Below are 22,892 nucleotides of genomic sequence, written 5' to 3' on the forward strand. Positions count from 1 at the left end.
CGCCCGGTTACATTCCGAACCCGGAAGCTAAGCCTTTCAGCGCCGATGGTACTGCAGGGGGGACCCTGTGGGAGAGTAGGACGCCGCCGAACAATCATTGCGGGAAGCCCCGCACCAGCCCTTTCGGGTTCGGTGCGGGGCTTTTCTGCGTTCACGGCCTGTTTCGGTGCAGGGCGGCGTGACCCATGATTGGATTTCGATCATGACTAAGCATGTGATACGGCCGGTGCTTCCCGATGAGTGGGAGCGGGTCAAGGAGCTGCGGCTCGCCGCCTTGAGCGATCCGGCGGCGCCGATCGCCTTCCTGGAGACCGTGCAGGAGGCCGCGGGGCGCTCCGACGAGTACTGGCAGGAGCGGGCCGCGCGGGCCGCCGAGGGTAGATATGCCCGGCAGTTCATCGCAGAGGCCCCCGACGGGCAGTGGGACGGGTCGGTGACCGCCCTCGTGGAGGAAGGCGGGACGGACGACTTCTTCGGGCTTCCCGTCGCCCAGACCCAGGTGCATCTGGTGGGGGTGTTCGTACGGGCCGAGCAGCGCGGGACCGGGCTGACCGAGGCCCTGTTCCAGGCCGCGGTGGACTGGGCCTGGTCGTTGGAGGAGCCGACGCCGGTGCGCGTACGACTGTTCGTGCACGAGGAGAACGCGCGGGCCGCGGCCTTCTACCGGCGGTTCGGGTTCGTGGCGAGCGGACACGTCGTGCCGGTGCCGGGGGACCCGGACGCGCGGGAGTGGGAGTACGTACTGCCTCGACCGTGAGGGCGTGACGCCGGCGCCGGCCCTTTGTGCTAGGGCAGGACGGCCTCCGGCCAGCGGGTGCGGGCCTGTTCTCGGCTGCGGCACAGAGCCAGCAGGGGCAGCGTGTCGTCGAGGAGGAGCTCCGGCAACTGGGGGATCGGGGCGACGGCCGCGATGTCGTCCAGGACCAGCGTGAGTGGTGGGTCGAGCCGGCCGTGGGATGACCGTTCGGCCATGCGGCGGCCGTGCTCGACCACGCTGGAGACGAGTGCGGTCAGCAGGGGCATCGCACCCGGGTGGATGCGGGGGTCTTCCAAGGGCTCACCCACCACGTAGAGGGTGCCCCCTTCGGCGACGAACGATGCCAGCGTCAGCGCATCTGTTCGGTTCGGATTGCAGGCCTCGCGGATGTGGATGGACGTGAGACAGGAGAGGGCTCTCGCCGTCAGCTGCTGGGCCTGTTCGCGGCGCTCGGGATGGGCGGTGAGGGCGCTTTCCAGTTCTCCGGCGGCGCCGCGCGCGGCCCGGGGGTGGGTGCGGAGGATGCGTACGGGGTCCTGTGCGCCCGCGCCCTGGGCCCAGCGGTGCAGCAGCTTGAACGGGCGGTCCTCCAGGGCGGCGGCCTGCAGCCAGCTGCGCAGGAGCGTTTCCGCCGTGTCGGCGACACCGGCGTCCATACGCGCCTGGGGCCGTACGGGGGCCAGCAGGGCCGCGGCGCGGGCTGCGGCGGTGTCCCGGTCGGTGCAGGCGTGGGCGGGGTTCCAGTGCATGCGGGCCGGGGTGTCGCACAGGTGCGAGGGGTCGTAGAGGAGGGTCGGGCCGAGTTTGGCGCGGGCGTCCTTCGTCTGCGCCCAAAGGGCGGGGGACGACGTGACGACGAGGGCTGCGGCGGGCGCGTCCGCGAGCAGGCGGGCTGCGGCGCGGTGGCGGTCGGCGGGGGCTGCGTACACCATGCGGTGATCGTGGGGGCCGGGCGTGGCCGGGTACGCCGTTGCCGCCGGCGCGTGGCCGAGGCCGTGGCGGTAGGCCTCGCCCGTGGGGGGCGACGGCGCCGGGACGGTGGTGGCGGCCGGGGGGTGCATCGGCGGCGCGCTCTGCGGCGGGTGGGTTTCGTACGCCGGCTGGGTCTCCGATGCGGGCTGGCGCTCGTACGCCGGCTGGTCCCCGGGTACCCGCTGGATCTCGTGCGCCGGCTGGTCTTCGTGGACTCGTTGGTCCCCTTGCACCCGCTGGGCCTCGTACGCCCGCCGGCTCTCGTACGCAGTCCGGGGCCCTTGCGGTGGTTCGTGCGTCGGCTGCTTCGGGAGCGGGGGCGGGTTCTTGCCGCGGGCCTTCGTGCGGGCGATGACGCCCAAGGTGAAGATCACCAGGACCAGCAGGATCAGCAGCTGGCCGATGAACAGGCCCCAGAACAGGCCCCAGCCCGACAGCGCGGTCGGCGCGGTGTCCGGCCAGGCGCCCGGGATGTCGTGCGGTTGCGCTATCAGGGCGCGGATCGCGCCCGGGGTGCGGGTGAAGGTGACCGTGGCCGGCCAGCCGCCCCGGGAGAAGAGCGCGGCGAGGCCCGTCGATGTCCATACCAGTACGGCCAAGCCGAGCAGGAAGGCCAGGAGGCCGACCAGGAGGCCGTCCGGGATGCCGCCCGCGCGGCGTTCCTCGTGCACGGGACTCAGGCCACCGTGGTCGCGGAGCCCGGGCCACCGCCCTGGTGGCGCTCGCTGAGCAGGGCACGCTGTTCCGCCTCCAGTTCGGCGGCGAGGAGGTCGTCGGGGAGCTGGTGTGCGGCGGAGGATTCGGTCATGGCGCGGTCCGTGTAGACGAGGGGACGCTCGGCTTCGGTGATCAGGTGTTTGACCACCTGGACGTTGCCGTTGACGTCCCAGACGGCGATGCCGGGGGTCAGGGTCGGGATGATTTCCACGGCCCAGCGGGGCAGGCCGAGGACACGGCCCGTGGCCCGTGCCTCGTCGGCCTTCTGGGCGTAGATCGTACGGGTGGAGGCCATCTTCAGGATGGCCGCGGCCTCGCGGGCGGCCGCTCCGTCGACGACGTCCGAGAGGTGGTGGACGACGGCGACGAAGGACAGGCCGAGGCGTCGGCCGAACTTCAGCAGGCGCTGGAACAGCTGGGCCACGAAGGGACTGTTGATGATGTGCCAGGCCTCTTCGACGAGGAAGATGCGCTTCTTGCGGTCGGGGCGGATCCAGGTGTGTTCCAGCCACACGCCGACGATCGCCATCAGGATCGGCATGGCGATCGAGTTGCGGTCGATGTGGGAGAGGTCGAACACGATCAGCGGGGCGTCGAGGTCGATGCCGACGGTGGTGGGGCCGTCGAACATGCCGCGCAGGTCGCCGTCGACGAGCCGGTCGAGGACGAGCGCGACGTCGAGGCCCCAGGCCCGGACGTCGTCTATGGCCACGTTCATGGCTTCGGCGGATTCCGCCTTGGGGTAGCGCAGTTGCTCGACGATGTCGGTGAGGACGGGCTGGCGGTCGCGGATCGTGTCGACGACGTACGCGTGGGCCACCTTGAGGGCGAAGCCGGAGCGTTCGTCGAGGCCGTGGCCCATGGCGACTTCGATGATGGTCCGGAGCAGCGCGAGCTGGCCGGTCGTGGTGATCGCCGGGTCGAGGGGGTTGAGGCGGATCCCGTCGTCGTTGGCGGCGATCGGGTCCAGGCGGATGGGGGTTATCCCCAGCTGCTGGGCGATGAGGTTCCACTCGCCGACGCCGTCCTCGCCCTGGGCGTCGAGGACGACGACCTGTCGGTCGCGGAAGCGGAGCTGGCGCAGGACGTACGTCTTCTCCAGTGCGGACTTGCCGTTGCCGGATTCGCCGAGGACGAGCCAGTGGGGGGCCGGGAGCTGCTGTCCGTAGAGCTGGAAGGGGTCGTAGATGTAGCCCTTCCCGCTGTAGACCTCGCGGCCGATGATCACACCGGAGTCGCCGAGTCCGGGGGCGGCGGTGGGCAGGTAGACGGCCTGCGCCTGCCCGGTGGAGGTGCGGACGGGCAGGCGCGTGGTCTCGACCTTGCCGAAGAGGAAGCTGGTGAAGGCGTCCGTCAGCGCGGACAGCGGATCTCGCATGAGCGGCACTTCCCTCCAGCTAGCGTCGGATGCCGGTGGCGAACGGCAAGGTGTTGACGAAGGCGCGGTGGTGCTCGCGGTCGCACCATTCCAGCTTCAGGTAGGACTTGCCGGCCGAGGCGCGGATGGTCCGCTTGTCGCGGGCGAGGGCTTCCGGCGAACGCGAGGACACGGTGATGTACCCGACGAGGTTCACTCCTGCCGCACCGCTGGCGAGATCTTCACCTCTTTGGTCGAGCCGGCCGTGGGCGGCGATGTCGCGGGGGTCGACGGTGCGGTTCATCTTGGCGGCCCGGCTGGCGTCCGCCTCGTCGTTGGTCTTCTCCGTGAGCATGCGCTCGATGGCCACTTCGGTGGGCTCCAGATCCATGGTGACGGCGACCGTCCGGATCACGTCCGGGGTGTGGACGAGCAGCGGGGCGAGGAAGTTGACGCCGACGGGCGTCATCGGCCACTCCTTCACCCAGGCGGTGGCGTGGCACCAGGGGGCGCGGGTGGAGGACTCGCGGGTCTTGGCCTGCAGGTAGGTGGGTTCGACGGCGTCGAGCTCGGCCGGCCAGGCGTTGCGCTTGGTCATGGCCTGGATGTGGTCGATGGGGTGGTCCGGGTCGTACATGGAGTGCACGAGGGAGGAGAGGCGGCCCTGGCCGAGGGGCTGGCGGACCCGGATGTCGGCCTCGGCGAGGCGGGCGCAGATGTCGGTGAGTTCGCGGGCCATGACGATGGCGAGGCCAGCGTCGCGGTCGATCCTGCGGCCCTTGTGGGGGGTGACGGCGCGGGCGATGGTGTGGGCTTCGGCGGCGAGTTCGCGCGTGTAGTGCATGCAGGCGACGAGGTACGCGCGGTGCTGCTCGGAGGAGGTGGACACCATCGACTGGAGCTGGTCGTACGAGTCGCGCAGCCAGACGGGGGCGCCCGGGTCGCCGCGCTGGGCGACGTCCTTGGCGTGGGCGTCGGGGTCGGCGGGGAGCGTACGGGCGAGCATCTGGAGGCGGGTGACGAAGCCGTCGCCGTTGGCCACGTGCTTGAGGAGGGTGCCGAAGCGGTCGACGAGGGCCTCCTGGTCCTCGCTGTCGCGCAGGCCGACGCCGGGGCCCTCGATTTCGATGGCGGCGGTGACGGTGCGGCGGTCGGCGTGGAGGAGCACGGCGATCTCGTCGGGGCCGAAGGGGGCGGCGAGCCAGCTGATGCGGCCGATGCCGGGGGGCGGGCCGACCTCGACCTCGCGGCCGTCGGCGGCGCGGACGCCGGCTTCCATGGCGCCGGAGCGGTAGGTGGTGCCGCGGCGCAGGGTGCGCTTGTAGCTGCGGTTGATCTCGAACCACTTGTAGAAGGTGCGGCCCTTGTACGGGACGTACACGGCGGCGAGTGCGAGCACGGGGAAGCCGGCGAGGCTGACGATGCGCAGGGTGAGGTCGGGGACGAGCAGTCCGCTCATCATGCCGAAGAACGCGCCGACGATGATCAGGGCGATCTCGCCGCTTTCGCGGTTCTTGCCGACGATCGCGTTCGGCCGGGCCCGGCCGATGAGATACGTGCGGCGGGGCGCGACCGGGTGGAGCTGGTGGGACTGGGTCGTCAACGCCCGTCACCTCCTGTGTTCCTCGTGCTCGAACTGCTGCGGGGCGGGGGTGCGGCGGAGGGGACAGATCCGCCGCCGGCCCCGCCGGAGGGGCGGCTGCTGTGCGCGGCCATGCCTCCGGAGAGGGGGTTGGCGGGGCGGGGGGCGCTGGAGCCGCCGCCGTCACCGCCTCCGCGGTGGGCGCCGCGGGAGCTGTGGGTCTTGATGCCCTGGGAGACGAGGGAGGCCGGGGAGCTGATGACGGCGGCGGCCTGGGCGCCGTCGGTGGCCTTGGTGCGGCCGGCGCGGGCGGTGGCGATCTCGTCGCCGAAGCCGGGGACGAAGCGGTAGATCATCGCGGAGGCGAAGATCGCCAGGAGGATGATGGCGAGGCCGGAGACGACGGCGGAGAAGGCGTTGGGGCCCCTTTCGCCGGCCAGGGCTCCGGCGAGGCCGAGGACGATCACGATGACCGGCTTCACGAGGATGACGGCGATCATGATGCCGGCCCAGCGGCGGACGTGGCCCCAGAGGTTGCGGTCGACGAGTCCGGCGTAGACGACGACGCCGAGGAGGGCGCCGACGTAGAGCAGGGCGGCCCGGATGAAGAGTTCCAGGAAGAGGATGCCTGCGGCGAGGACGGTGACGAGGGAGACGACGATCAGCATGATCGGTCCGCCGCCGATGCTGTCGCCCTTCTTGAGGGCTTCGGTGAAGGAGCCGAAGAAGACGTCGGTCTGGCCGCCTGCGCTGGAGGCGATGACCTCGGTGACCCCGTCGGTGGCCGAGACGACGGTGTAGAGGATCAGCGGCGTGAAGGCGGAGGCGAGGACGGTCAGCCACAGGAAGCCGACGGCTTCGGAGAGGGCCGTGGTGAGGGGGACGCCGCGGATGGCGCGCTTGGCGACGGCGAGCAGCCACAGCACGAGGGTGAGGATGGTGGAGGCGGCGAAGACGACGGCGTACTGCTTGAGGAAGGCGCCGTTGGTGAAGTCGACGTTGGCCGTGCCGTTGACGGCCTTGCTGAGTTCGCCGACGATCCAGGCGGCGGCGTCGGCGCAGCCCCTGGCCAGGGAGGCGAGGGGGTTGAGGGCGTCGGTGGGGTCGCTGGGGGCGAGGCCGGTCTTCGGCGGGTTGTTGGGGGCGGCGCCGGCGCCGCGCTCGCAGTACTCGCGGGCCGGGCCGGTGATCAGCGCGCAGGGGTTGCTGCCGGCGCTGGGGGACGGCGAGGGGGAGGGCGAGGCGGCGGGCGGGGTGGGGGCGGCCGCGGCGCGGGTGGCGAGGAGGACGACGGCGGTCTGGACGGCCGCCGCGATGGCGCCGATACGGCGCAGGGCGCGGGCGGGGAAGGCCGGGGTGCGGCTACCGGGCATAGGTGAAGCCTCCGAATTCCGTGGCGGCGCGGCCGATCTCGTCGGAGGTGGACACCGGATTGTCGCCGGTGACGGGGGTCGGGCCCTGCGTTTGGGCGGTCTCGACGACCTTCCAGTCGGATCCGTTCCACTTGAGGGTCACGGTGAGGGTGAACCAGCTGTTGGTCACCGGGCGGGTGGACTTCTCGCCGGTGAGGCCGAACAGGCCGATGCACCACACGTCGACGGTGGCGGTGTCGGCGGAGAAGTTCTTGACCTTGGCGCCTGCCGGGACGGTCCGGTTGACGAAGGTGGAGCCCTGAGGGGCGAGCCCGTCCTTGGTCAGACCGATCTGCGTGAGCAGGGCGGCCGAGTAGTCGGCATCGAAGCCGGCCTGGAGCTTGGTACGGGTGCTCTCGTCGGCGACGGCGTCCACGAGGGCGTGTCTGCGGGCGGGGTTGAACATGCCGTCGGAGCCGAGGGCGACGGCGTAGTTCGACGCGGCGGACTGGGCGCCCTGTTCGTCGTGGGCGAAGCCCTGCGGGACGCCGCCGTTCTTGGCGTCGACGGGGCGGGTGCCCGTCGGGGCCGTGGAGGTGGCCGCCGGGGGGTTGCCCGCGGAGGGGGTGGCGGGCGGGCTGTCCTGGCCCTGGTTCGCGAACGCGATCGCGGCGACCAGCAGGACCACCACGCCGACCACCGTGACGAGGCCGCGCGAGGCGCGGGGGGTGCGGCGGGGGGCGCCGTAGGGGTCGGTGGGGGCGTCGGGGAGGCGGGTGCGGGTCTGGCCCGTGCCGCCGATGTCCCCGTAGCTGCCGCCGTACTGGTCGTCGTTGCTCATTCCTGGTCCGCCCCCTCCGCGTCGTACGACGGTAGCGCTGGTTCCGCGTGGATGCGGTGTGGTGAGTCCTCGTCAGGTCCGCAAGCCCGGGGGTTCCCCTTGCGCCGGGGGCGCAGGGGGTGGTGTCCCGGCTAGACGGCCATGCCGTAGACGATGGTGAAGAGGGTGCCGAGGGAGCCGATGATGAAGACGCCCGTGAGGCCGGCCACGATCAGGCCCTTGCCCTGTTCCGCGCTGAACGTGTCACGCAGGGCGGTCGCGCCGATGCGCTGCTTGGCGGCGCCCCAGATGGCGATGCCGAGGCAGAGGAGGATCGCCACGGCCATGACCACCTCGACCATGACCTTCGCTTCGTTGCCGAGACTGCCGAACGGGCCCCAGTTCGGGGCGATTCCGCCGATGATGGTGGTGATGTCGCCCTTTTCGGCTGCCAGGATCATGTAACTCACCGCCCCTGTATGGGTAGTTCCGGTAGCCCGTGCCCGACGGCAGGGGTCACGCACTATCTTCGCTGATGAAACCGCCGCCGTATGTCGACTTGGCGGCTCTCTTTGCCCGATTTCCCGGGCCGTTGCCCGCTCGTGTGCTCTGACCTGGGCGTGGGCGGGCGGGTGTGCGAAAGAACGTACGGTCACTCTGTGTATCACGGGGGGTGACGCCGGGCAATGATTGTCGTCCCGGCGTGCTGGGGCCGTTCGAGAGGCTGACCCGGGACCGGCCGTTCGGCGCAACGGGCAGGCGTGTCGGTGGACCGATCCGCCGACATATGTCCGACTTTCCGTCAATCACTCGAATGGCGGGGTCGGTTGTGGTCGTGCGAGCGGCGGTCTTGATGTCGGTGGGGGGTGTCAGGGTGGACGTATGACGCCCATGCCTCCGTCCACGTCCACGTCTACTTCCCCGTCCACGTCCGGGCCTACGTCTGCGTCTGCGCCTGCACCGACGACCCTGACGGACATCGCCGCGGCGATCCGGGCCGGCTGGTCGGCGGACACCTGCTCGCCCGACGACGCCGAGCGGGAGCCCTGGAGCGCCGACAACCCGGCCTGGGGGCACTGCGACGTCACCGCCCTGGTGGTGCAGGACCTGATGGGCGGTGAGCTGATGGTCGGGGAGGTCTGGCTCGACGGGGAGCAGCACGGCTTCCACACCTGGAACGTGCTGCCCGGCGGGATGCAGCTCGACCTGACGCGGGAGCAGTTCCGCCGGGGCCAGCGGATAACCGGCGCGCGGCTGGTGGGGCCGAGGCCCGAGGGGCGGCTGCCGAGGCGGTGGGAGGAGTACCGGCTGCTGCGGGAGCGGGTGCTCGCGCGGCTGGGGCCGGTGGCCGGCGGCTGATCCGCCCCTGCCCCTGCCCCTGCCCGGCCGCTGCCCCTGCCCTGCCCCGGCTCCGGTTGCCCCGCCCCCCGGTTCCCCGCTCCCCGGTTACGACGACCAGTGGGCGGGGCGGGTCAGGGAGGCGGGGATGCGCGTGGCGGCGTCGCCTTGGGCGGCGTTCAGCTGGGCCTGGGTGAGGAAGAGGGCGTCGCGCAGGTCCGCGCCGCGCAGGTTGGTGTCGCGGAAGTCCGCGCCGATGAAGTCCGCCTGGCGCAGGTCGGCGCCGCCGAGGTCCGCGGCGATCAGGTAGGCGCCGCGGAAATTGGCTCCGCGCAGGTCCGCGCCCGCGAGGCGGGCGCCCATCAGGTCGGCGCCGCGGTGGTTCTTCTTGCGGGCGGGGGCCTTCGCGCGGACCAGTTCGCTGGTGCGCAGCAGGAGCGTGTTGATGCGGCCGCGCAGGGCGCCGACGTCCAGGGTGGTGAGGGCCTGCGCGTCCGCCGCGGTCCACTGCGTGGTCTCCGCGAGGGCGCGGCGCAGCTCGGGGTGGACCGGGCGGGCCGCCGGGAGGGAGAGGGCCTCGGTGACGTAGAAGAGCAGCTCGTGCAGCTGCCGCATCACGGGGAAGACCTCGTACATCGGGCCGGCCGTGCCGGGGTGGCTGCGCCAGTCCCGGCCGCCGAAGGTGACCTGGGAGACCTGCTGGCCCGCGCCGAAGCAGTCGAAGACCGTGCAGCCCTGGAAGCCCTGGTCGCGCAGCTGGGCGTGGATGCCGCAGCGGAAGTCCTGCCGGAGGTTCTTGCAGGGGGTGCCGGCGGCTTTGTTCAGGGCGAAGTCGCTGGACTTGGCGAAGGGCAGGGCGACGCAGCAGAGCGCGAAGCAGTTCGCGCAGTCGGCGTGCAGGTCGGGCGTGGCGGGCGGAGTCGTGGACACTCGTCCATTGTCAACGCCGGGGACGGGGCAGCCGCATCTGGAGGGCGGACCAGCGGACGCCGTCGACCTCCTCCACGTCCGGCAGTACCCGCGCGGAGCGGAAGCCGAGCTTCTCGTAGAGCCGTACGGCCCGGGTGTTGTGGGTGTAGACGCCGAGGTCGAGCTCCGGCAGGTCCAGCTCGTCGAAGGCGCGGTCGATCGCGAGTGTGAGCAGTGTCTCTCCCAGGCCCCGGCCGCGGGCCTCGGGGGCGATGAGGACGCGGCCCAGGCGGGTGCCGCGCACGGAGATGTGCCCGAGGGCCCGGCCGTCGGCGGCGCGGGCGGTCCAGATGTGCCGGTCGGGTTCGGCGGCGTACGCGCTGAGCTGGGCGTCGTCCAGCGGCCAGGTGAAGGCGGGGCCGGCCCAGGTGAGGAGGTCGGCCCGGCTCGCGATCCAGCTGCGCAGGAGCGGGCTGTCGGCAGGTGCGTCGAACGGCCGCAGGGAAAGGGCTTCCCTGCCCCGAGTATCCGTGGTCGGCCCCGAGGATCCGTGGTCGGCGGGGCTTGATCGCCGGCGTGGGGGAGGTGAGCATCCGTACATGACAGAAGTGATCGCAGTCGCAGTCATCACCCTCCTCGCCGTGATCAGTCCGGGCGCCGATTTCGCGATGGTCGTCCGCAACAGCTATCTGTACGGGCGGCCCACGGGGCTGCTGGCCGCCGCGGGCGTCGCGGCGGGTGTCCTGGTGCACGTCTCGTACACGATGCTGGGGGTCGGGTTGCTCATCGCCTCCTCCACGGCGCTGTTCACGGTGATCAAGCTGGCGGGCGCCGCGTACCTGGTGTGGATCGGGATACGGACGTTCCGGGCGCGGGCCGAGGTCACCGTGGACCTGGACTCCCGGCCGCAGCTGACACCGTTCGGCGCGCTGCGGACCGGGTTCCTGACCAATGTGCTCAATCCGAAGACCACGCTGTTCGTCGTCTCGACCTTCACGCAGGTGGTGGGCCCGGACACGGCGGTGTGGCAGCAGGCCGGGTACGGGCTGTTCATGTCCGCGGCGCACCTGGGCTGGTTCGGGGCGGTGGCGCTGTTCTTCTCGAACGAGCGGCTGCGGGAGCGGATGCTCAGGGCGCAGAAGGCGCTGAACCGGGCGATCGGGTCGGTGCTGGTGGGGCTGGGGGTGGGGCTGGGCTTCGCCCGCTGAGGCGTGCCGCTGGACCTGGGTGGTGCCTGGGCCTCGCCGCGGCGGGCCGTCGGGAAGCCCTGGTGGAGGGCGGTTACCTGTGGGTAGCGTGCCTGTATGGCGTTTTTCGAGCGGGTCGATGCCGGGCGGTTCCAGGCCACCGAGTACACGCGCGGGCCGTGGGACCCGGGTGCGCAGCACGCCGGGCCGCCGGCCGCGCTGCTCGGGCGGGCGATCGAGGAGCGGCCCGGCGGCCGCGCCGACATGCGGATCGCGAGGATCACGTACGAGATCCTGCGCCCGGTGCCGATCGGCCCGGTGGAGGTCACCACCTCGGTGCTCCGGGCCGGCCGCAGCACCGAGGTGGTCGAGGCCGCTCTCGCCCCGGCGGGGGCCGCGCCGGTGATGCTCGCGCGGGCGCTGCGGATCCGGGTGGCCGGGGAGGCGGTGCCGGGCGTGGCCCCGGGGCCGCAGCTGCCGCCGCCGGGGGAGGTGGAGGTCACGCCGTTCTTCCCGGTGCCGTGGGAGACGGGCTACCACTCGGCCATGGAGACCCGGTTCACCGAGGGCGCCTTCGTGGAGCTGGGACCGGGCACCTGCTGGATGCGGATGAAGGTGCCGCTGATCGCCGGAGAGGAGACCCGGCCGCTGGACCGGGTGCTGGTCGCGGCGGACTCGGGCAACGGCATCAGCTCGGTGCTGGACTTCGCCCGGTACGTCTTCGTCAACAGCGACCTGACCGTCCATCTGCACCGGCACCCGGTGGGCGAGTGGGCGTGCGTGCAGGCCCGTACGAGCGTGGACGCGGCCGGCATCGGCCTCGCGGACGCCCGCCTGCACGACGAGAAGGGCCCGATCGGCCGCAGCGCCCAGAGCCTCTTCGTGGCGCCTCGCGGTTAGGGCCCGCGCGTGCCCCCGCCCCGTGGGGCGGGGGCTTCGTTGCCAACGGCCCGCATCTGTACGAGGGTGACAGGGCGGAGGGGACGTGCGCCACCTCGGAGCATGGGGTCACAAATGGGGTGATTCCGACACGTGGCGATGAATCCCTGTGAAAGTCCGCTCGGTGGGGGAGGGTTGGCGGGTGCGCAGATTCTGGGTGATCAGCGGGATCGGCTTCGGGGCATGCCTGTGCTTCGTCGCCCTGCTCGTGGTCGGCACGTACTCCGCCGCGGCGGGCATTGCGAACGGCGGGGGCCGCAATGTCGGCCTCGCCAAGGGGGCCGTGCCCGCGAAGTACCTGAACCTGGTGCAGAAGTGGGGCATGCTCTGCCCGACCCTCACCCCGGCCGTGCTGGCCGCGCAGCTGTACTCGGAGAGCGGCTGGAACCCGAACATCGTGAGTCCCGCGGACGCCCGCGGCATCGCCCAGTTCATTCCCGGCACCTGGTCCGTCCACGGGATCGACGGCGACGGTGACGGCGACCGCGACATCTGGGACCCGAACGACGCCATCCCGTCGGCGGCTTCGTACGACTGCGAGCTCGCGGGGTCGGTGCGCAACGTACCCGGGGACACCGTCTCCAACATGCTCGCCGCCTACAACGCCGGGCCCGGGGCGGTGATCAAGTACCAGGGCGTGCCGCCGTACCGAGAGACGCAGGGGTACGTGAAGGCCATCACCACCCTCGCCAAGAGCTTCGAGCGCCCCGTCGGGCGGGTCGCGCCCTCGCAGCAGGCAGCCGGGGCCATCCACTTCGCACAGAAGCGGCTCGGGACGCCGTACCTGTGGGGCGGCAACGGGACGCCGGACCAGGACGGGCGGTTCGACTGCTCGGGGCTGACCAAGGCCGCGTACGAGAGCGTGGGGATCGAGCTGCCGCGGGTGGCCAACGACCAGTACAACGCGGGCTCGCATCCCTCGCGCGGTGAACTGCTCCCCGGTGACCTCGTGTTCTTCTCCGATGATCTGACGAACTCTCGGGAAATCCGGCACGTCGGCCTCTACGTGGGCGGCGGGTACATGATCAACGCCCCGTACACCGGCGCGGTGATCCGGTTCGACAAGATCGACACCCCGGACTACTTCGGTGCGACCCGTGTGACGAAGGACGGGGCGGAGGCCCTTCCGGACCGTGCCGCCGACGCCAAGTCGGGTGCGACCACGCAGCGTTAACCCCAGGCCCTGAGCTGCGACGATGAGTCACTCTTGGATAACGTTGGCGTGATCATTCGGTGGAGAGTGGAACCAGGCCTTCAGAACGGGCGTTCCATGGACACCGGGGAGTGATCAACGGGGGGGTTCGGAGGGCGCACACCGTCGTGCGCCCGCAGGGGAACCACGCAAGGCAAGGGGCCGCATCACCATGGCTGGACTCACAACGGGTGGGCCGAACCTGGATGTAAGCCTGCTGTACGACATCAACGGACTGGCCCGGCACGCCCCCGCCGGAGCCGACCGGGCCGTGGACCTCCTCGGTTCGTACGGCATCCCGCTCGCCCTGGTCCTGCTGGTCCTCTGGTGCTGGCGCGGCGCCCGCCGACAGGACGAGGCCGCGGCCGTCGAGTCGTTCGCCGCGCTGGTGTGGGCCCCGCTCGCCGCCGCGCTGGCCCTGCTCGTGAACGTCCCGCTGCGTGCGTTCGTCGGGCGGCCCCGGCCGTTCCTCGCGCACAGCGGCCTGGAGGTGCTCGAACCGGGCCACGGGCAGAACGACTTCTCCTTCGTCAGCGGCCACGCCACCTTGGCGATGGCCCTGGGGGTGGGCCTGTTCCTCGCCCACCGCAGGCTCGGGCTTGTCGGGATCGGGCTGGCCGTCGCCGAGGGTGTCTGCCGCGTGTACCCGGGCGTGCACTACCCGACCGATGTGATCGGTGGTTTCGCGCTCGGCACGGCCGTCGTGCTGGTGCTCGCCCCGCTTGCCATGGCCCTGTTGACCCCGGTGGTCCGGGCGGTGGCCCGCTCCCCGCGGGTGGGCCGGCTCGTGCGCGCCGGGGGCCGTAAGCTGCCGCGCCCGGTCGACCTTCCGCAGGCGCAGACGCCGCCGCCCGGCTGCCTGACGGAGGACAAGGACCTCGCGGCCTGAGCGGGGCACGGCTTCACGTGTGACCGTGGGCGCCCCATACGGCCATCAGCACGGCCGCCAGCAGGCACAGCGCCGCCACCGCGAAGCACAGCCGTACCGCCGCGGGGGGACGCGGCCGCGGGGTCACCGGTCCCCGCTCTCGGTGCGGCGGGCGCGGGGGGCGTCCCGGCGGTAGCGGGAGCGCAGCCACAGGCCCGTGACCACGGCCGCGACGATCGTCACCCCGGTGGCCAGGGCCACGTCGGCCGGGCCGTCCGCCGAGCCGGTGGGCCGGGCCGAGGCCGCGGCGGCCGGGCTGAGCGCGATCAGCAGGGCCCAGAGGAGGGCCGCGACGCGGGATGCGGTTCCTGGCATGCCTCCAGGGCATCCGCTCCCGGAGACCGCGGCCAGCCGGGTCGTCCGAACGGGTGAGGGGGGCGGCTCAGCCCGAGGCGTGCCGGGTGGCGTCCTTGCGGGCCAGGTCGCGGGAACGGCGGGCGGGCCCGGTCCAGCCGCAGGTGCAGACCGCCAGGCAGAAGGAGCCGCGTTCGGTGGTGCTGGTGGTGTGTCCGGTGGGCGAGGGGCGCTCCGCCGGACGGGGGAGCGGCACGGATTCAAGCGGAAGGACGGGCGACGCCTTGGAGTGCGGTTCCACGCGCCCACGGTACCGGGCCCGGCGCGGCTCGTGGAGGCCGAGGCCCGTGACGGGAAACCCCGGACCTCGTTAACCGGAGCGGGTGGGGGCCTCGGGCAAACAGCGGTCATGCGTTGGGGGTTGGCAGGCGATGGTGGTGCACCAGCACAGGCGGCGGCGCGGGCGTCCGGGTGAGGCGGTGCTCGCCTTCGGCGTGGCCGCGGCCGTTGCCGTGATGAGCGGTTGCGGCGGGGCCGCGTCCGGCGACGACCGGCCGCCCGCCGACCCGGCCGAGACGGTCCGCGCGGCCGCCGACCTGCTGACGAAGACCGGCAGCGCCCAGGTCCGTACGGCCATGGAGATGGCCTCCGGGGGCACCAGGGTCACCATCCGCGGCGAGGGCGGGGTCGACTTCAAGAACCGGATGGGCCAGCTCCTGGTGATGCTGCCGGCCGACGCGGCGGGCAAGGACGAGCACCGCCCGATCACGGAACTGCTCGTCCCCGGCGCCCTCTACATGAAGAACCGGGGCGCGGGCGTACCCGACGACAAGTGGGTCCGGGTCGACACGACCACCCTCGCCGACGGGAACCTCGTCACGGGCGGGGCCACCGACCCGGTGGCGGCGGCCGAGCTGCTGCGCGGCGCGCAGGAGGTGACGTACGTCGGCGAGACCGAGGTGGGGGGCGCGAAGGTGCGCCACTACCGGGGGACCACCGACATCGCACGGGCCGCGCGGAGCGCTTCGCCGCAGGTGAAGGGGGCGTTGGAGGCGGCGGCGAAAGGGTTCGGCAAGGACACCGTCCCCTTCGACGTGTACCTCGACGAGGAGGGCCGGATGCGCAAGGTCCGGCACCGTTTCACCTATGTCAACAATGGCGTGATCGATGTCTCCTCCACCACGCTGCTGTACGGCTTCGGGACCCCGGTGACCGTCGTATTGCCCGCAAGCGGGGACATTTACGCCGGGAAGATCGCCGAATAGCCGGCCGGGCCGGTGCGCGGCGGCGCGATCGGGTCATGGCCGGGTATCCGGAAATGGTCCATCCGTGTCATGCGCACAGCGCCGCGCCCTCCCTAGGCTGAAGCCGAGCGCCGACGACCGACGACCATCGACGACCATCGACGAACGTGACGGCAGATTGGGGTGACACGCGTGACTCCCGCAGGCGGTACGACGGTGCAGGACCACGTGGCGCTCGCCGAGATCGAGCTGTGCGGCGAGCTGATCATCGCGGCATCGGCGGCGGACGAGGACCGGCTCAGCCAGGACCGCATCGACGAGGTCCTGATGGGCCTGGCCCGCTGAGTGCAGGGCCCCTGGCCGCCCCACCAGCCGCCTGCCACCTGCCACCTGCCGTCTGCCCGGGCCGTCTGCCCGGGCCGTCTGCCCGGGCCGTCCGACCCCCCGCTCAGGTGCGCAGCAGCCGGGCGATCGCCTTCGTCGCCTCCTCCACCTTGGCGTCGATCTCGGCGCCCCCCTTGACGGCCGCGTCGGCGACGCAGTGCCGCAGGTGCTCCTCAAGCAGCTGGAGGGCGAAGGACTGGAGCGCCTTCGTGCTCGCCGAGACCTGGGTGAGTATGTCGATGCAGTACACGTCCTCGTCGACCAGCCGCTGCAGGCCGCGGATCTGGCCCTCGATCCGGCGCAGCCGCTTGAGGTGCTCGTCCTTCTGGTGGTGGTATCCGTGCACCGGGACCGTTCCCGTGCCGGTTTCGGCTCCGGAGCCTCCCCCGGTTACCGCGGGTGCTCCCCCCGCCTCGATGGCCGTCATGAGTCCTCCCGTGGTCCGGAACGAGGGGTGCATACCCCTCATGGGTATAGAATACCGGGCTGTGCCCGGGTGGGCAGGGGCCCCTGTGCCTCACTCTGCCTGATGGAGGACACTGGGGAACCGCCCGGAACCGCCGGTTAGCCGTGGCCGGGGGATGCGCCTAGCATCAGCCTGACCGAATCCAATGCACCCCGAGGACCTCACGTGCGATTTCGTCTGACCCCCAGGGAGACGAGCTTCTACGACATGTTCGCCGCATCCGCGGACAACATCGTCACGGGCTCGAAGCTCCTGATGGAACTGCTCGGAGCGGAATCCTCCGCCCGGGCCGAGATCGCGGAGCGGATGCGGGCAGCGGAGCACGCGGGAGACGACGCCACCCACGCGATCTTCCACCAGCTGAACTCCTCGTTCATCACCCCGTTCGACCGCGAGGACATCTACGCCCTCGCCTCCTCGCTCGACGACATCATGGACTTCATGGAGGAGGCCGTCGACCTGGTGGTCCTCTACCAGGTGGAGGAGCTCCCCAAGGGCGTCGAGCAGCAGATCGAGGTACTGGCGCGGGCGGCCGAGCTGACCGCCGAGGCCATGCCCCACCTGCGCACGATGGACAACCTGACCGAGTACTGGATCGAGGTCAACCGCCTCGAAAACCAGGCCGACCAGATCCACCGCAAGCTCCTCGCGCAGCTCTTCAACGGCAAGTACGACGCCATGGAGGTGCTCAAGCTCAAGCAGATCGTCGACGTGCTCGAAGAGGCGGCCGACGCGTTCGAGCACGTCGCGAACACGGTGGAGACCATCGCGGTCAAGGAGTCCTGAACCTCGTGGACACCTTCGCTCTGATCGTGACCATCGGTGTCGCGCTCGGTTTCACGTACACCAACGGTTTCCACGACTCGGCGAACGCGATCGCGACCTCGGTCTCGACCCGCGCGCTCACCCCGCGCGCCGCCCTCGCGATGGCCGCGGTGATGAACCTCGCCGGCGCCTTCCTGGGCAGCGGGGTCGCCAAGACCGTCAGCAAGGGCCTGATCGAGACGCCGCACGGCGACCGGGGGATGTGGATCCTCTTCGCCGCGCTGGTCGGTGCGATCGTCTGGAACCTGATCACCTGGTACTTCGGCCTGCCGTCCTCCTCCTCGCACGCCCTCTTCGGCGGCATGGTGGGTGCGGCGCTCGCGGGCGGGATCGGCGTCATCTGGCACGGGGTGCTGGAGAAGGTCGTCATCCCGATGTTCCTGTCGCCCCTGGTCGGCCTGGTCGTGGGCTACCTGGTGATGGTCGCGATCATGTGGATCTTCCGCAGGTCGAACCCGCACAAGGCCAAGCGCGGCTTCCGTATCGCGCAGACCGTCTCGGCGGCCGGCATGGCCCTCGGCCACGGTCTGCAGGATGCGCAGAAGACGATGGGCATCGTGGTGATGGCCCTGGTCATCGCCGATGTCGAGAAGGCCGGCGACCCCATCCCGGTGTGGGTCAAGATCGCCTGTGCGGTGATGCTGTCGCTGGGTACGTACGCGGGCGGATGGCGCATCATGCGCACCCTCGGCCGCAAGATCATCGAGCTGGACCCGCCGCAGGGCTTCGCCGCCGAGACGACCGGCGCGTCGATCATGTACACCGCGTCCTACCTGTACCAGGCGCCGATCTCCACCACCCACGTGATCACCTCGGCGATCATGGGTGTGGGCGCGACCAAGCGGGTCAACGCGGTCCGCTGGGGCGTCGCGAAGAACATCATCCTCGGCTGGTTCATCACGATGCCGGCTGCGGCCGTGGTCGCCGCGGTGAGCTTCTGGCTCGTGGACCTGGCCGTCGGCTAGCCGGCTCCCTGCTGGGGGTCCGGGGGTCATCCCCCGGGGGATGGAGTATCACGATGCCGGCTGCGGCCGTGGTCGCCGCGGTGAGCTTCTGGCTCGTGGACCTGGCCGTCGGCTAGCCGTACGCAGACGAAAGCGGGCCGGCTCCTCCCACCCGGGGGGAGCCGGCCCTTTCGCCTTGCGGTGGCACCGCCATGCAGCACCGCAGGACGCTCAGGACATCCCGGGCTCAGCCGAAGCGGCCCGAGATGTAGTCCTCGGTCGCCTGGACGGACGGGTTGGAGAAGATGCGGTCCGTGTCGTCGATCTCGACGAGCTTGCCGGTCCGGCCGACCGCCGCGAGGTTGAAGAAGGCGGTGCGGTCCGAGACGCGGGCCGCCTGCTGCATGTTGTGCGTCACGATGACGATCGTGAAGCGTTCCTTCAGCTCGCCGATCAGGTCCTCGATGGCGAGGGTGGAGATCGGGTCCAGCGCCGAGCAGGGCTCGTCCATCAGCAGGACCTGCGGCTCGACCGCGATGGCGCGGGCGATGCACAGGCGCTGCTGCTGGCCGCCGGAGAGGCCGGAGCCGGGCTTGTTCAGGCGGTCCTTTACCTCGTTCCAGAGGTTGGCACCCTGCAGGGACCGCTCCACGATGTCCGCGAGCTCGGACTTCTTGAAGCTGCCGTTCAGCCGCAGGCCCGCCGCCACGTTGTCGAAGATCGACATGGTGGGGAAGGGGTTCGGGCGCTGGAAGACCATGCCGACCGTGCGGCGGACCGCGACGGGGTCGACGCCGGGGCCGTACAGGTTCTCGTCGTCCAGGAGCACCTTGCCCTCGACGCGGCCGCCGGGGGTGACCTCGTGCATGCGGTTCAGGGTCCGCAGGAAGGTGGACTTGCCGCAGCCGGACGGACCGATGAAGGCGGTCACCGAGCGGGGCTCCACGGTCATCGAGATGTCGTCGATGGCCTTGTGGCTGCCGTAGAAGGCGGACAGGCCGCTGACGTCGATTCGCTTGGCCATGAGGGTCACTTCGCTTTCATTGGTCGCGTCAGCGACCGGTCTTCGGGGCCTTCCAGCGGGCGATTCCGCGGGCCACCAGATTGAGGATCATGACGAAGGCGATCAGGACGAGCGCTGCTGCCCAAGCCCGGTCGTAGGAGGCGTCACTGCCGACCTTGTACTGCTCCCAGATGTACAGCGGGAGCGAGGACTGGGCACCTTCGAAGGGATTGCCGTTGATCAGCTGCGTACCGAAGACCAGCAGCATGATCGGCGCGGTCTCACCGGCGATGCGGGCGACGGCCAGCGTCACACCGGTGGCGATGCCGCCGATGGCGGTGGGGAGCACGACCTTGAGGATCACGCGCCACTTCGGCACACCGAGGGCCAGGGCGGCCTCGCGCAGCTCGTTCGGGACGAGCTTGAGCATCTCCTCGGTGGAGCGGACCACGACGGGCATCATCAGGATCGACAGGGCCATCGAGCCGGCGAAGCCGGAGGGGCCGAAGCCGAGCATCAGGTTCCAGGTCGTCAGGACGAACAGGCCCGCGACGATGGAGGGGATGCCGGTCATGACGTCGACGAAGAAGGTCACGGCCTTGGCGAGGCTCCCCCGGCCGTACTCGACCAGGTAGACGGCGGTCAGCAGGCCGAGGGGCGCGGCGATCGCGGTGGCCAGGGCGACCTGCTCGATGGTGCCGAGCAGCGCGTGGTAGACGCCGCCGCCCTCCTCGAAGCTGGTGATGCCGTTCATCGAGTGGCTGAGGAAGTCCCCGTCGAGGGCCTTCAGGCCGCGCCCGACGGTGGTCCAGATCAGCGAGAGCAGCGGGATGACCGCGAGGAGGAAGCAGACCCAGACGACGGAGGTCGCGACCCGGTCCTTGGCCTGGCGGCGGTTCTCGACGACCGCGCTGGCGGTGTACGTGATGCCGACGAAGAGCAGGGCGGCGAGCAGGCCCCACTGGATCCGGCTGTGGAGGTCGAAGACGGTGCCGATGCCGCAGCCGAGGGCGATCGAGAGGGCCCCGATGCCGGCGGGTGCCCAGCGGGGGAGGCCGCCTCGGGTCAGGCCGGCCGGAGCGGCGGACTTGCCGGCCCGGACGGGCCGCTGGTCCTGAAGTGCGTGGCTCATCAGGCGTTCGCCCCCGAGTACTCCTTGCGGCGCGCGATGATCACGCGAGCGGCGCCGTTGACCAGCAGGGTGAGGAGGAAGAGGACGAGACCGGAGGCGATCAGCGCGTCCCGGCCGAATTCGTTGGCCTCGTCGAACTTCGCGGCGATGTTCTGCGCGAACGTCCCGCCGCCCGGGTTCAGGATGTGGCCGGAGATCAGGAAGCTCGGGGAGAGGACGGTGGCGACGGCCATGGTCTCGCCGAGCGCGCGGCCGAGGCCGAGCATGGAGGCGGAGATGACGCCGGAGCGGCCGAAGGGCAGCACCGACATGCGGATGACCTCCCAGCGGGTCGCGCCGAGGGCCAGGGCGGCCTCCTCGTTCATGCGCGGGACCTGGAGGAAGACCTCGCGGCTGACGCTGGTCACGATCGGCAGAATCATGATCGCCAGCAGGATGCCGACGGTGAAGAGCGAGCGGGCGACGCCGACCTGGGTCTTGTCGAAGGCGTAGGTCCAGCCCAGGTACTCGTCGAGCCAGAGGTTGAGGCCGCCGAGGTACGGGACGAGGAAGAGGGCGCCCCAGATGCCGTAGATGATCGACGGCACGGCGGCCAGCAGGTCGACCACGTACGCGAGGGGGGTGGCCAGCCTGCGCGGCGCGTAGTGCGAGATGAAGAGGGCGATGCCGACGGCGACCGGAACCGCGATGGCCATCGCGATGATCGAGCTGACGACGGTGCCGAAGAGCAGGACGGCTATGCCGAAGGCGGGGGGGTTGGCCGACGCGTTCCAGTCGAAGGTGGTGAGGAAGTTGCCCTCGTTCTTCGACAGTGCGATCGAGGCGCGGTAGCTGAGGAAGACGGCGATCGAGGCCATGATCACCAGGAGCAGGATGCCGGAGCCCTTGGAGAGCCCCGCGAAGATCTTGTCACCGGCACGGCCGGTGGACCCTGCGCTCGTGGAGACCGGCGGAGCCGTGTCTGTCGGGGTGGGTGTGGTGGAAGCCATGGTCTTTCCGGTCTGGACGGGGGCAGGGCCCCCTGGCGGCGGTGCACCGGATCACCCCCCGGGTGGTGGGGGGAGGGGCCTCGGGGGCCGGCCGGCAGCGGGGGCCGGCCGGCTCCGCGAGGCTCAGTGGGTCAGGACAGCGACGTGATGACTTCGCGGACCTTGGTGTTGATCTCGGCCGGGATCGGCGCGTAGCCGTTCTCGGAGAGGACCTTCTGGCCCGCGTCCGAGGCGGTGTAGTTCAGGAAGGACTTCACGGTCGGCAGGGTCTCCGCCTTGTTGCCCTTGTCGCAGACGACCTCGTACGTGACCAGGACGATCGGGTACGCGCCCTCGGCCTTGGTCGTGTAATCGAGCTTAAGCGCGAGGTCGGAGCCGGTCCCGGCGATCTTGGCGGCGGCGATGGCCTTGGAGGCGCTGTCGGCGGAGGCCTTGACGGGGGCGGCGGCACCGGTGTTGATGTCGACCGTCTTGATGTTCTGCGAGGCGGCGTAGGAGAGCTCGAAGTAGCCGATCGCCCCGTCCACGGCCTTGACCTGGGAGGCGACGCCGGCGGAGCCGGAGGCGGCCTGGCCGCCGGGGGCCGGCCACTTCTTCGCGGCGTCGTAGGTCCAGGCCTCGGGGGCGGCGGCCTTGAGGTACTTGCCGAGGTTCTCGGTGGTGCCGGAGTCCTCGGAGCGGTGGAAGGCCTGGATGGCGGTGGAGGGAAGGGTGACGCCCGGGTTCAGCTTCTTGATCGCCTCGTCGTCCCACTTCTTGATCTTGTCGTTGAAGATCGCGGCGAGGGTCGGGGCGTCCAGCGCCAGCTTGTCCACGCCGGAGACGTTGAAGCCGATGGCGATCGGGCCGCCGACCATGGGCAGGTTGATGCCCTGGCCGCCGGTGCAGACCTTCTTCGACTCCTCGACCTGCTCGGGCTTCAGCGCGGAGTCCGAGCCGGCGAAGCCGACGGTGCCCTGGTTGAAGGCGACGATGCCCTCACCGGAAGAGGAGGACTTGTAGTTCACCTCGACGCCGGAGCAGGCGGCCATGTAGGCCTTGACCCACAGGTCGACCGCGTTCTTCTGGGCGGAGGAACCGGAGGCCAGCAGCTTGCCCTTGGCGTCGTCGCACTTGATGTCGCCCGCGGCGGCGGCCGGCTTGCCGCTGGCGGAGCCGTTGTCCTTGGTGTTGTCGTCCGAGCCGCACGCCGTGAGGACCAGGGCGCCGGACACGACGAGCGCCCCGAGGGCGGAGGCACGAAGCATGTTCTTGCGCTGAAGCTTCACTTTCGGGTGTTCCTTCCAGAAGCCGCCGGCCGCTTTCTGTGTCGGGGCGGCGTGCGAAGAGGACTACGTCGGGTGGGGCGGGAAGCCGGCCGTCTGCCGGGTGACTCGCACCGTGCACTGCCGAAATTAGGCAGACCAGGTGAAGCGGTCGACCGTGGTTGGTGAACGGACGGTGAACCATGGCGGACGGCCTGGTGCGGGGTCGTTATCCGGCTGTTACGCGGTGGGCTGCCGCCCAGCTCGGAGGCGGTGCGGGGTCGGGAAACCGCGCCGCTGGGGGGGGGCGCGCCCCG

Annotated in this window: 25 protein-coding genes and 1 rRNA gene; 11 read left to right on the plus strand and 15 right to left on the minus strand. The window is 71.0% G+C overall.

Annotated elements, in window-relative coordinates; genetic code table 11:
* Positions 1-92: ribosomal RNA gene (rrf, locus tag AB0B01_RS28590) — 5S ribosomal RNA — on the plus strand; the annotation flags it as partial.
* Positions 93-202: 110 nt separating this feature from the next.
* The gene (locus tag AB0B01_RS28595) at positions 203-757 is read left to right on the plus strand and encodes a GNAT family N-acetyltransferase (RefSeq protein ID WP_361725102.1); all 555 of its coding nucleotides are present in this window, start codon (positions 203-205) and stop codon (positions 755-757) included.
* A gap of 29 nt (positions 758-786) precedes the next feature.
* Here AB0B01_RS28595 and AB0B01_RS28600 read toward each other — a convergent pair whose 3' ends face one another.
* From AB0B01_RS28600 to AB0B01_RS28625, 6 genes are all read right to left on the minus strand, one after another.
* On the minus strand, positions 787-2,400 hold the full coding sequence (locus AB0B01_RS28600) for a type VI secretion protein (protein ID WP_361725105.1): 1,614 nt from the start codon (positions 2,398-2,400) through the stop codon (positions 787-789).
* 5 nt (positions 2,401-2,405) lie between these two features.
* Positions 2,406-3,824, minus strand: coding sequence for an ATP-binding protein (locus AB0B01_RS28605; RefSeq protein WP_361725108.1), 1,419 nt, complete (start codon positions 3,822-3,824; stop codon positions 2,406-2,408).
* A gap of 19 nt (positions 3,825-3,843) precedes the next feature.
* Entirely contained in the window at positions 3,844-5,406 is a 1,563-nt protein-coding gene (locus tag AB0B01_RS28610; protein WP_361725111.1) for an SCO6880 family protein, read from the minus strand.
* On the minus strand, positions 5,403-6,758 hold the full coding sequence (locus AB0B01_RS28615; protein WP_361725114.1) for a hypothetical protein: 1,356 nt from the start codon (positions 6,756-6,758) through the stop codon (positions 5,403-5,405). The genes AB0B01_RS28610 and AB0B01_RS28615 overlap by 4 nt, the downstream gene beginning before the upstream one ends.
* Positions 6,748-7,578: a hypothetical protein gene (locus AB0B01_RS28620; RefSeq protein WP_361725117.1), complete on the minus strand. Its 831-nt coding sequence runs from the start codon at positions 7,576-7,578 to the stop codon at positions 6,748-6,750. The genes AB0B01_RS28615 and AB0B01_RS28620 overlap by 11 nt, the downstream gene beginning before the upstream one ends.
* A 131-nt stretch (positions 7,579-7,709) precedes the next feature.
* Positions 7,710-8,018, minus strand: a complete 309-nt coding sequence (locus AB0B01_RS28625; protein ID WP_136213834.1) for a hypothetical protein — start codon at positions 8,016-8,018, stop codon at positions 7,710-7,712.
* A gap of 421 nt (positions 8,019-8,439) precedes the next feature.
* On the opposite strand from AB0B01_RS28625, the gene AB0B01_RS28630 reads away from it, so the two are divergent.
* Positions 8,440-8,916 carry a hypothetical protein gene (locus AB0B01_RS28630; protein ID WP_361725120.1) on the plus strand — a complete coding sequence of 159 codons (477 nt, stop codon included), beginning with the start codon at positions 8,440-8,442 and terminating at the stop codon, positions 8,914-8,916.
* A gap of 87 nt (positions 8,917-9,003) precedes the next feature.
* Here AB0B01_RS28630 and AB0B01_RS28635 read toward each other — a convergent pair whose 3' ends face one another.
* Positions 9,004-9,825 (minus strand): pentapeptide repeat-containing protein, encoded by an 822-nt coding sequence (locus tag AB0B01_RS28635; protein ID WP_361725123.1) that lies wholly within the window; start codon positions 9,823-9,825, stop codon positions 9,004-9,006.
* Positions 9,826-9,835: 10 nt separating this feature from the next.
* Positions 9,836-10,432 carry a GNAT family protein gene (locus AB0B01_RS28640; RefSeq protein ID WP_361725125.1) on the minus strand — a complete coding sequence of 199 codons (597 nt, stop codon included), beginning with the start codon at positions 10,430-10,432 and terminating at the stop codon, positions 9,836-9,838.
* Here AB0B01_RS28640 and AB0B01_RS28645 point away from each other — a divergent pair.
* The 4 genes from AB0B01_RS28645 (at position 10,404) to AB0B01_RS28660 (ending at position 14,011) form a co-directional block, all read left to right on the plus strand.
* Entirely contained in the window at positions 10,404-11,012 is a 609-nt protein-coding gene (locus tag AB0B01_RS28645) for a LysE family transporter (protein WP_361725128.1), read from the plus strand. The two genes, AB0B01_RS28640 and AB0B01_RS28645, sit on opposite strands and share 29 nt — an antisense overlap.
* Positions 11,013-11,108: 96 nt before the next feature.
* A complete protein-coding gene (locus AB0B01_RS28650; RefSeq protein WP_361725131.1) occupies positions 11,109-11,891 on the plus strand; it encodes a thioesterase family protein in 783 nt (260 codons plus the stop codon).
* 181 nt (positions 11,892-12,072) lie between these two features.
* The gene (locus tag AB0B01_RS28655) at positions 12,073-13,104 is read left to right on the plus strand and encodes a bifunctional lytic transglycosylase/C40 family peptidase (protein WP_361725134.1); all 1,032 of its coding nucleotides are present in this window, start codon (positions 12,073-12,075) and stop codon (positions 13,102-13,104) included.
* A 190-nt stretch (positions 13,105-13,294) separates the two neighbouring features.
* Positions 13,295-14,011 (plus strand): phosphatase PAP2 family protein, encoded by a 717-nt coding sequence (locus tag AB0B01_RS28660; protein WP_361725137.1) that lies wholly within the window; start codon positions 13,295-13,297, stop codon positions 14,009-14,011.
* Positions 14,012-14,134: 123 nt separating this feature from the next.
* On the opposite strand, the gene AB0B01_RS28665 is transcribed toward AB0B01_RS28660, so the two are convergent.
* Together AB0B01_RS28665 and AB0B01_RS28670 are read right to left on the minus strand one after the other, a co-directional pair.
* Positions 14,135-14,365: a hypothetical protein gene (locus AB0B01_RS28665; protein ID WP_361725140.1), complete on the minus strand. Its 231-nt coding sequence runs from the start codon at positions 14,363-14,365 to the stop codon at positions 14,135-14,137.
* Between the two features lie 67 nt (positions 14,366-14,432).
* On the minus strand, positions 14,433-14,600 hold the full coding sequence (locus AB0B01_RS28670) for a hypothetical protein (RefSeq protein WP_361725143.1): 168 nt from the start codon (positions 14,598-14,600) through the stop codon (positions 14,433-14,435).
* 175 nt (positions 14,601-14,775) lie between these two features.
* Between AB0B01_RS28670 and AB0B01_RS28675 the strand changes: the two genes are divergently transcribed.
* Both AB0B01_RS28675 and AB0B01_RS28680 read left to right on the plus strand, forming a co-directional pair.
* Positions 14,776-15,609: a hypothetical protein gene (locus AB0B01_RS28675; protein WP_361725146.1), complete on the plus strand. Its 834-nt coding sequence runs from the start codon at positions 14,776-14,778 to the stop codon at positions 15,607-15,609.
* A 171-nt stretch (positions 15,610-15,780) separates the two neighbouring features.
* Positions 15,781-15,933 (plus strand): hypothetical protein, encoded by a 153-nt coding sequence (locus tag AB0B01_RS28680; protein ID WP_361725149.1) that lies wholly within the window; start codon positions 15,781-15,783, stop codon positions 15,931-15,933.
* Between the two features lie 103 nt (positions 15,934-16,036).
* Here the strand turns inward: AB0B01_RS28680 and AB0B01_RS28685 are convergent, their stop codons facing one another.
* Positions 16,037-16,399, minus strand: a complete 363-nt coding sequence (locus AB0B01_RS28685) for a metal-sensitive transcriptional regulator (protein WP_361725152.1) — start codon at positions 16,397-16,399, stop codon at positions 16,037-16,039.
* 204 nt (positions 16,400-16,603) lie between these two features.
* Here AB0B01_RS28685 and AB0B01_RS28690 point away from each other — a divergent pair, with 204 nt between their 5' ends.
* Positions 16,604-17,224, plus strand: a complete 621-nt coding sequence (locus AB0B01_RS28690; RefSeq protein ID WP_361725155.1) for a DUF47 family protein — start codon at positions 16,604-16,606, stop codon at positions 17,222-17,224.
* 5 nt (positions 17,225-17,229) lie between these two features.
* Entirely contained in the window at positions 17,230-18,228 is a 999-nt protein-coding gene (locus AB0B01_RS28695; protein ID WP_361725158.1) for an inorganic phosphate transporter, read from the plus strand.
* 226 nt (positions 18,229-18,454) lie between these two features.
* Here AB0B01_RS28695 and pstB read toward each other — a convergent pair whose 3' ends face one another.
* From pstB to pstS, 4 genes are all read right to left on the minus strand, one after another.
* Positions 18,455-19,231, minus strand: a complete 777-nt coding sequence (pstB, locus tag AB0B01_RS28700) for a phosphate ABC transporter ATP-binding protein PstB (RefSeq protein WP_361725161.1) — start codon at positions 19,229-19,231, stop codon at positions 18,455-18,457.
* 28 nt (positions 19,232-19,259) lie between these two features.
* Positions 19,260-20,342, minus strand: coding sequence for a phosphate ABC transporter permease PstA (gene pstA / locus AB0B01_RS28705; RefSeq protein WP_361725164.1), 1,083 nt, complete (start codon positions 20,340-20,342; stop codon positions 19,260-19,262).
* On the minus strand, positions 20,342-21,331 hold the full coding sequence (gene pstC / locus AB0B01_RS28710) for a phosphate ABC transporter permease subunit PstC (protein WP_361725167.1): 990 nt from the start codon (positions 21,329-21,331) through the stop codon (positions 20,342-20,344). The genes pstA and pstC overlap by 1 nt, the downstream gene beginning before the upstream one ends.
* A gap of 131 nt (positions 21,332-21,462) precedes the next feature.
* A complete protein-coding gene (gene pstS / locus AB0B01_RS28715) occupies positions 21,463-22,599 on the minus strand; it encodes a phosphate ABC transporter substrate-binding protein PstS (protein WP_361725170.1) in 1,137 nt (378 codons plus the stop codon).
* Positions 22,600-22,892: the final 293 nt, after the last annotated feature.

The sequence above is a fragment of the Streptomyces sp. NPDC044571 genome, from assembly GCF_040647115.1.
GTDB lineage: Bacteria > Actinomycetota > Actinomycetes > Streptomycetales > Streptomycetaceae > Streptomyces.

Coding starts and splice junctions, on each gene's coding strand:
- AB0B01_RS28595 (WP_361725102.1), top strand. CDS start 203: ATGACTAAGCATGTGATACGGCCGGTGCTTCCCGATGAGTGGGAGCGG.
- AB0B01_RS28605 (WP_361725108.1), bottom strand. CDS start 3,824: ATGCGAGATCCGCTGTCCGCGCTGACGGACGCCTTCACCAGCTTCCTC.
- AB0B01_RS28615 (WP_361725114.1), bottom strand. CDS start 6,758: ATGCCCGGTAGCCGCACCCCGGCCTTCCCCGCCCGCGCCCTGCGCCGT.
- AB0B01_RS28620 (WP_361725117.1), bottom strand. CDS start 7,578: ATGAGCAACGACGACCAGTACGGCGGCAGCTACGGGGACATCGGCGGC.
- AB0B01_RS28625 (WP_136213834.1), bottom strand. CDS start 8,018: ATGATCCTGGCAGCCGAAAAGGGCGACATCACCACCATCATCGGCGGA.
- AB0B01_RS28630 (WP_361725120.1), top strand. CDS start 8,440: ATGACGCCCATGCCTCCGTCCACGTCCACGTCTACTTCCCCGTCCACG.
- AB0B01_RS28645 (WP_361725128.1), top strand. CDS start 10,404: ATGACAGAAGTGATCGCAGTCGCAGTCATCACCCTCCTCGCCGTGATC.
- AB0B01_RS28640 (WP_361725125.1), bottom strand. CDS start 10,432: ATGACTGCGACTGCGATCACTTCTGTCATGTACGGATGCTCACCTCCC.
- AB0B01_RS28650 (WP_361725131.1), top strand. CDS start 11,109: ATGGCGTTTTTCGAGCGGGTCGATGCCGGGCGGTTCCAGGCCACCGAG.
- AB0B01_RS28660 (WP_361725137.1), top strand. CDS start 13,295: ATGGCTGGACTCACAACGGGTGGGCCGAACCTGGATGTAAGCCTGCTG.
- AB0B01_RS28665 (WP_361725140.1), bottom strand. CDS start 14,365: ATGCCAGGAACCGCATCCCGCGTCGCGGCCCTCCTCTGGGCCCTGCTG.
- AB0B01_RS28675 (WP_361725146.1), top strand. CDS start 14,776: ATGGTGGTGCACCAGCACAGGCGGCGGCGCGGGCGTCCGGGTGAGGCG.
- AB0B01_RS28685 (WP_361725152.1), bottom strand. CDS start 16,399: ATGACGGCCATCGAGGCGGGGGGAGCACCCGCGGTAACCGGGGGAGGC.
- pstB (WP_361725161.1), bottom strand. CDS start 19,231: ATGGCCAAGCGAATCGACGTCAGCGGCCTGTCCGCCTTCTACGGCAGC.
- pstA (WP_361725164.1), bottom strand. CDS start 20,342: ATGAGCCACGCACTTCAGGACCAGCGGCCCGTCCGGGCCGGCAAGTCC.
- pstC (WP_361725167.1), bottom strand. CDS start 21,331: ATGGCTTCCACCACACCCACCCCGACAGACACGGCTCCGCCGGTCTCC.